The organism is Klebsiella sp. Ech2A, assembly GCF_030078455.1.
Lineage (GTDB): Bacteria > Pseudomonadota > Gammaproteobacteria > Enterobacterales > Enterobacteriaceae > Klebsiella > Klebsiella terrigena.
Window position 1 is genome coordinate 1 of sequence record NZ_JAQGFU010000221.1, and the last position, 6,534, is coordinate 6,534.

The 6,534-nt window shown below is 63.1% G+C and carries 6 protein-coding genes and 1 pseudogene; 1 reads left to right on the forward strand and 6 read right to left on the reverse strand.

The window, feature by feature from the left end; translation table 11 throughout:
- Nucleotides 1–9 precede the first annotated feature (9 nt).
- A pseudogene (locus PFH44_RS23545) lies at nt 10–138 on the forward strand (lipid kinase YegS); the annotation flags it as partial.
- Between the two features lie 41 nt (nt 139–179).
- On the opposite strand, the gene PFH44_RS23550 reads toward PFH44_RS23545, so the two are convergent.
- The 6 genes from PFH44_RS23550 to PFH44_RS23575 all read right to left on the reverse strand — a co-directional run bounded on the left by PFH44_RS23550 (nt 180) and on the right by PFH44_RS23575 (nt 6,532).
- The gene (locus PFH44_RS23550) at nt 180–953 is read right to left on the reverse strand and encodes an ABC transporter ATP-binding protein (RefSeq protein ID WP_283826323.1); all 774 of its coding nucleotides are present in this window, start codon (nt 951–953) and stop codon (nt 180–182) included.
- 10 nt (nt 954–963) lie between these two features.
- A complete protein-coding gene (locus PFH44_RS23555; RefSeq protein ID WP_128879474.1) occupies nt 964–1,827 on the reverse strand; it encodes an ABC transporter ATP-binding protein in 864 nt (287 codons plus the stop codon).
- Nucleotides 1,799–2,704 (reverse strand): ABC transporter permease, encoded by a 906-nt coding sequence (locus tag PFH44_RS23560; RefSeq protein WP_283826324.1) that lies wholly within the window; start codon nt 2,702–2,704, stop codon nt 1,799–1,801. Before PFH44_RS23560 ends, PFH44_RS23555 begins: the two co-directional genes overlap by 29 nt.
- Nucleotides 2,701–3,738, reverse strand: a complete 1,038-nt coding sequence (locus PFH44_RS23565; RefSeq protein ID WP_041146414.1) for an ABC transporter permease — start codon at nt 3,736–3,738, stop codon at nt 2,701–2,703. The genes PFH44_RS23560 and PFH44_RS23565 overlap by 4 nt, the downstream gene beginning before the upstream one ends.
- Entirely contained in the window at nt 3,735–5,357 is a 1,623-nt protein-coding gene (locus PFH44_RS23570) for an ABC transporter substrate-binding protein (RefSeq protein ID WP_283826325.1), read from the reverse strand. The genes PFH44_RS23565 and PFH44_RS23570 overlap by 4 nt, the downstream gene beginning before the upstream one ends.
- A 128-nt stretch (nt 5,358–5,485) precedes the next feature.
- Nucleotides 5,486–6,532 (reverse strand): mandelate racemase family protein, encoded by a 1,047-nt coding sequence (locus PFH44_RS23575; protein WP_283826326.1) that lies wholly within the window; start codon nt 6,530–6,532, stop codon nt 5,486–5,488.
- Nucleotides 6,533–6,534 lie beyond the last annotated feature (2 nt).

A 6,534-nucleotide genomic window follows, 5' to 3' on the forward strand; every position in this document is an offset into this window, starting at 1 on the left:
TGGTTTTAAATTCCCGCCGCCCACGAGATGGCCTTTAACCTCGACGGCGAGCCGCTGAGCGGCAAAACCTTCCGCATGGAAATTCTGCCCGGCGCCCTGCGCTGCCGGTTGCCGCCGGACTGCGCGCTGCTGAAATAATCCCCGGCGCTCGGCGGCGGCGATAGGCCGCCGGGCGTCATTCAGTACGCGGCCACCTCCCGCGCCATCTCCCGGGTATACTGCCGGCTGGCATTGACCAGCATTTGCGTATAGGCCGCCTGCGCCTCGCCGTTGACCAGCGCATCCACCGTCAGGGTTTCGAGGATCTTCCCATGCTGCATCACCGCCACCTTATGACAGAGATGGGCAATCACCCCAAGGTCGTGGGTGACCATTAAATAGGTGAGCTTCGCCTCCCGCTGCAGCTCCGCCAGCAGGTTGAGGATCTCGGCCTGCACCGAAACGTCCAGCGCCGAGGTGGGCTCGTCCAGCAGCAGCACCTGGGGTTCGAGGATCAGCGCCCGGGCGATCGCCACCCGCTGGCGCTGGCCGCCGGAAAGCTGGTGCGGATAGCGGTCGCGAAAGGCGCGATTTAGCCCCACCCTGTCCAGCAGCGTATTGACCCGCCGATCGCGATCGCCGATACCCTGGATCTGCAGCGGCTCCTCAAGAATATCGCCCACGGTATGCCGCGGGTGCAGCGAGCCGTAGGGATCCTGAAAGACCATTTGCACCTGGCGACAGCGCCGGCGGCTGATTTTATGCTCCAGCGCGCGGCCGTCGATCGCCAGCGCCCCCTGCCAGTGGGTGAACAGCCCGGCCAGGCACTTCAGTACCGTGGTTTTGCCGGAACCGGACTCCCCTACCAGGCCGTAGATCTCGCCGGGACGGACGTGAAAACTCACGTCATGCAGGACCTGGCTACGCTTGCTGCCCTCGCCAAAGGCGAGGTTGAGGTTTTGTACGTCAATCATCAGGCTCTCCTTATTCCGTCAGCCAGCTGGCCTGGCGCTGTAGAACCGGCAGCACCGGGCGGCGACGCTGCATATCCGGCAGGGAGTTAATCAGCCCCTGCGTGTAGGGGTGGCGGGCGTTATCAAGGTCCCTGGCGGCAATGGACTCCACTACCCGCCCGGCGTACATCACCAGCACCCGATCGCAGAAGCTGCGCACCAGATTGATATCGTGGCTGATAAATATCAGCCCCAGCCCGCGCGACTGCACCAGATCGTCGAGCAGGCCGAGGACCTGCAGACGCACCGAGACGTCCAGCGCCGAGGTGGGCTCATCGGCAATCACCAGCTCCGGGTCGACGATCAGCATCATGGCGATCATGATGCGCTGCCCCTGGCCGCCGGAAATTTCATGCGGATAGAGCCGATAGACGCGCTGCGGGTCGCGGATGCGTACCACCTCCAGCATCTCCAGCGCTTTGCTTCTGGCCTCGTTTTTGCGCCCGGGGTGGTGGGTGAGCCAGGCTTCAGCCACCTGATCGCCGACGCACACCACCGGATTGAGCGAGTATTTCGGGTCCTGCATAATCATGGAGATGCGCTTGCCGCGTACGGCGCGCATCTGCGCCTCGCTGAGCTGCTGTAAATCAAGGTCGGCGAACTGCATCCGGCTGGCGCTAACCCGCGCCTTTTTCGGATGCAGCTGCAGCAGCGCCCGCCCGACGGTGGATTTGCCCGAGCCGGACTCGCCGACAATCGCCAGCTTCTCCCGCCCCAGCTGGAAGGAGACGCCGCGCACCGCATGGGTGACCGCGCCGCCGTTAACAAAGTCGACGCACAGGTCGCGCACGTCGAGCAGCGGTGCGCTATTCGCTACGAGGATCGAGGATGTCACGTAGGCCATCTCCTAAGAAGTTGAATGCCAGACTGTTGATCAGGATCGCCAGCCCCGGGATCGTTACTACCCACCAGCACTCCATCATGTAGGTGCGACCGCTGGAGATCATCGCCCCCCACTCCGGATCCGGCGGCTGGGCGCCGAGGCCGAGAAACCCCAGCCCGGCGGCGGTCAGAATAATTCCCGCCATATTCATGGTAATGCGGATGATCACCGACGGCAGGCACAGCGGCACAATGTGCCGCCACAGCACGCGGGTCGCAGAAGCGCCCTGTAAACGCACCGCCGAGATAAAATCGGCCTGCCGCAGGGAGAGCGTCTCCGCGCGGGCCAGACGCGCAATCGGCGGCCAGGCGGTCAGCGTAATCGCAATAACCACGTGCTCAAGGCCGGGGCCCAGCGCTGCCACAAAGGCCAGCGCCAGCACCAGGCTCGGGAAGGAGATAAAGATATCGGTGACGCGCATCAGCACCATATCCACCCTACCGCCAAAGTAGCCGGCGCTCACTCCCAGCAGCAGCCCCAGCGGCCCGACGGTCACCGACACCAGCAGCACGATATAGAGCGTGATGCGCGAGCCGTAGACCAGCCGGCTAAAGATATCGCGGCCAAACTCGTCGGTGCCGAACCAGTGCTGCGCATTGGGCGCCGCCAGCGCGTTGTTGAGGTCCTGCACCAGCGGGTGATAAGGGGCAATCTGCGGCGCAAAAATCGCCACCACCAGCAGCAGGCCGATAATCCCGCCGCCGATCGCGGTGAGGGGATTGCGCGCCATCCTGCCGATAAACCCGGCGCCGCGCCTCAGCCCGCGAACTATCCGCTGGCGGCTCTCGTTCGTTCCGCCTCGCAGCGGGGTATCCAGCGAAACCGTCATGATTTGGTCCTCGGGTCAAAGAATTGGTACAGCATGTCGGAAAGCAAATTGAGCATCACGAAGATGACCCCCACCAGCAGCACGCAGCCCATCACCGCGTTCATATCCCCGAGCAGCAGGCTGCCGGTGAGATAGGAGCCAAAGCCGGGCCACGAGAAGACCGTCTCGATCAGCACCGCCCCTTCCAGCAGCGCGCCGTAGGCCAGCGCCACGACCGTCAGCAGCTGCACCAGTATGTTGCGAAAGGCGTGATGCCAGATAACCTGCCGCTCGGTGAGCCCCTTCACCCTGGCGGTGATAATGAACTCCTGCGACAGCTGGGCCAGCATAAAGCTGCGGGTCATGCGGCTGATGTAGGCCAGCGAGTGAAAGCCGAGCAGCGAAGCGGGTAAAATCAGGTGATTGATGGCGTTCCAGAATACCCGGCCATTCCCCGCCAGCAGCGCGTCAACGGTCATCAGGCCGGTGCGCCGCGGCACGATCCCGTCCAGGCCGAGATCCACCCGCCCGGCGCCGCCCACCCAGCCGAGCCAGGCGTAGAACACCAGCAGCCCGATCATCCCGACCCAGAAGATCGGCGTCGAGTAGCCGGCGAGGCTAATAATACGCACCACGTAGTCGCTGAGGCTGTTGCGCCGCGCCGCGGCCAGCACGCCCAGCGGAATACCGAGCCCGGCGCCAACGATAATCGCCATCGTCGCCAGCTCCATGGTCGCCGGGAAGACGCGAATAATATCGTCCATTACCGGTTTCCCGGTCAGCAGGGCGTTGCCCAGATCCCCGTGCAGCAGGTTGACGAAATAGATGGCAAACTGGGTGACCAGCGACTGGTCAAACCCCAGCTGGTGGTACACCTGCTGATAGGTGCCGTGGTCGGCATCCGGGCCAACAATCGCCAGCACCGGGTCGATGGGCATCACCCGTCCGATGGTGAAGGTGAGCAGCAGCAGGCCGAACAGCGTGATCGCCACCTGCAGCAGCCGTTTAGCCAAACGCCGGGCGCGGGAGCCGGGCGCGAAAAGACGTGTACTCATCCTTTCTCTCCTTCGCTGACTTTATAGACTTCGCGTAAAAAGGTGGTGGCGGACGGATGCGGCCGATAGTCGCGCACCTCCCGACGAACCACCACCGAATCAACCATCTGTGAAAGCGGGATCAGGGCCGGGATCAGCTGGTCATAGCGGGCCTGAATCGCCCGGTAGTCGGCAACCTGCTTCTGCGGGTCGCGTTCGAGCAGCGCGCCGTCGATCATCGCGTTGAGCTGTGGGTCGTAAAAACCGGTCCGCCAGCCCTGGAAGTTGGTCAGCCGCGCGGCGTCGCTGTTATCCGGGTTATAGACCAGCGCCCGCAGGCTGGAGTGCGGATGCGGCTCCATCCCGCTGCCGCCGCGGCCGACCAGCAGGTCGAACTGACGCTCGCGCATCGCCCCGTAGATCTGGTTGCCGGTACCGGTAATAATTTTGGCGTTAATACCCGCCTGCATCAGCGTGGACTGCACGGCGATGGCGATATTGAGGAACGGCTGGTCGGAGAGCACCCGCAGCGTGGTAGTGAAACCGTCGGGATAGCCCGCCTCCGCCAGCAGCTTTTTCGCCCGCGCAATATCCAGCCGGTAGCCCGGGTCCGGCAGCGTCGAGGGCATGCCTGCTTTGATCGGCCGCTGGTGCAGCACGCCGTAGCCCGGCATCAGCGCCCGGTTAATCCCCTGATAGTCAATCAGGTAGCGCAGGGCTTCGCGCACCCTGGGGTTGGCGAAGTGCGCCTCCTTCATGCTCATCGCCACGTAGTACATCGTTCCGCGCTGCACCGCATCGACGCTCAGCTGCGGGTTGCTGCGCAGGGCGTTGATATCCGATACCGCCATATTGTTGGCGATGTCGAGATCGCCCTTCTCAATCATCAGGCGCAGCGTTTGCGACTCCTGAAAATGGCGCAACACCACCCGACTCATCTTCGCCTCCCCGCGCCAGTAGTTCGGGTTGCGCTGCATGCGCAGCACCTCCTTCGCCTGCCAGGTTTCCAGCATAAACGGCCCGGACCCGGCTTCGTGGGTGGTCAGCCAGCGGTTGCCCCAGTCGTTATCCTGCGCGTGGCTTTGCACCGTTTTGCTGTCGATCACGCCAAGGTTGCCCAGCGCGCCAAGGGAGTAGAGCACCAGCTGCGGATCGTTGGCCTTCGGCAGGGTGATTTGTACCGTCACGTCGTCCAGCGCCGTCACCTGCCTATCGATATTGCTTTTGCTGAAGCCGTAGGATTTCCACACCGAGGCCTGGGCGAGGTTAAGGTGCAGGATCCGCCGCATCGACCACACCACGTCGGCCGCGGTCAGCGGATTGCCGGAGTGAAACGTCACGTTGTCATGCAGATGGAAGGTCAGCGTCGCGCCGTCCGGGCTTATCTCCCAGGATTTAGCCAGCGCCGGGCGCACGTTAGTGAGCTGCTCGGGGTCAAGTTCAACCAGTGAATCGTAAAGATTGACCACTACCCCCACCACCTCGTTGCCGGTCATGGCCGCCGGGTCGAGTGTCAGCAGGTTATTCATATTCATACCGACGATCAGCTGGTCGGGCGGCGTTTTGGCGTAGCTCGCCCCGCTCCCCAGCGTCACGGCGAGCGCGAGCAGGCACGCTCCCAGTAAGGAGGATTTCTTCATCTATCTTTCGCCTGTAGGGTACACGCCCGTCATCATTGGCGCCGCAGCGGCTGACTCAGGGCCTGTTTTATAATTGTTATCCGTTCGGCCATATCCGCTATGCCTTCGGCATGCGGACTTTTTATTAATCAGTCGTGGCTAACGGTATTGGCTTCGATATACGCAAAGTTGATGTCTTCCCCGAGGCCCGGGCGCTGTGACAAATGCACAAAGCCCTGCTCATCCATCGGGTCAACGATGCTGTTGAGATAGGCGGCCGGCGCGTCGTAATCGAGGAACGGGTGCAGCAGACCGCGCTCGTACCAGCGGCAGTTGCGGATCGCGCCCACCACCGCCAGGCTCGCCGCCCCGTTGCCGTGAACCTCACAGTCCATGCCGAAAGACTCCGCCAGCGCCGCCACCTTCATGGTGGGCGTAATCCCGCCGACGCCGTTGGCCCCGGCGCGTAAAATATCGCAGGCTCCGGCCTTCACCCATTCAGCGCGCATATGATGCTTGCCGCCGAAGCTCTCCGGGCCGACGATCGGAATGGTCAGGTTTTCCGCCAGCCAGGCGTAGGACGACATCGAATCCTCCTCCATCGGCTCTTCAAACCAGGCGAAGTCGAGCTTTTCCAGCTCCTTACCAATCCACAGCGCCTCGGCGCGGCTGTACCAGTGGTAGCCGTCAATCATCAGCGCAACGTCCGGGCCAACCGCTTCACGTACCGCGGCGCAGGCTTTGATATCCATCTTCGGATTCGGCGCAAAGGCGATCGGCGGCATCCAGGTGTGCAGCTTGATGGCCCTGTAGCCGCGCGCCACCAGCTTTTCGGCAAACGCCGCGAACTCGTCCGGCGTCGACAGGCCGCCGGGCAGATCGTCCCCGCACATGGTGCTGCCGTAGGCCGGCACCTTATCGCGATAGCCGCCCAGCAGCTTATAGACCGGCATATTGAGCCTGCGGCCCAGCAGATCCCACAGCGCCTGCTCGACAAACGACAGCGCGCGCTCGGTCAGCTGGTGGGCGCTGCCGCGCTGCCAGTGGTTAAGATCCTGCCAGATGCGCTCGCGATTAAAGGGATCCTGCCCTACCAGTACCTTGCGGAAAAAGGTGTCCACCACAAACGGGCGTACCACTTCCGGCGGCGCGAAGGCGTAGCCCTGGGTGCCGTCATCGGCGGTGATGGTCAGCATCC

Excerpts from the sequence above, each read along its gene's own strand:
- PFH44_RS23550 (WP_283826323.1), bottom strand. The coding sequence starts at position 953 with ATGATTGACGTACAAAACCTCAACCTCGCCTTTGGCGAGGGCAGCAAG.
- PFH44_RS23560 (WP_283826324.1), bottom strand. The coding sequence starts at position 2,704 with ATGACGGTTTCGCTGGATACCCCGCTGCGAGGCGGAACGAACGAGAGC.
- PFH44_RS23565 (WP_041146414.1), bottom strand. The coding sequence starts at position 3,738 with ATGAGTACACGTCTTTTCGCGCCCGGCTCCCGCGCCCGGCGTTTGGCT.
- PFH44_RS23570 (WP_283826325.1), bottom strand. The coding sequence starts at position 5,357 with ATGAAGAAATCCTCCTTACTGGGAGCGTGCCTGCTCGCGCTCGCCGTG.
- PFH44_RS23575 (WP_283826326.1), bottom strand. The coding sequence starts at position 6,532 with ATGCTGACCATCACCGCCGATGACGGCACCCAGGGCTACGCCTTCGCG.